Genomic DNA, 283 nt, shown 5'->3' on the forward strand with positions numbered 1-283 from the left:
ACAGTGGGAAGAGAAAATCCTTGAGCTGGCTAAAGCACTGGACGAGTACATTCCAGAGCCAGAGCGTGCAGTAGACATGCCGTTCCTGATGCCAATCGAAGACGTATTCTCAATCCAAGGTCGTGGTACAGTAGTAACTGGTCGTATCGAGCGCGGTATCCTACGTGTAGGTGATGAAGTAGCAATCGTTGGTATCCACGAGACTACAACCACTACATGTACTGGTGTAGAAATGTTCCGTAAACTGCTGGACGAAGGTCGTGCAGGTGAGAACGTTGGTGCA

At 49.5% G+C, this 283-nt stretch carries 1 protein-coding gene; it reads left to right on the forward strand.

From position 1 onward, the window contains the following. The coding region (locus JIG40_RS10375; protein WP_244662663.1) for an EF-Tu/IF-2/RF-3 family GTPase at positions 1-283 on the forward strand (283 nt) is incomplete at both ends.

Origin of the sequence: Vibrio sp. bablab_jr001, assembly GCF_016464285.1 — a bacterium.
GTDB classification, from domain to species: Bacteria; Pseudomonadota; Gammaproteobacteria; order Enterobacterales; family Vibrionaceae; genus Vibrio; species Vibrio fluvialis.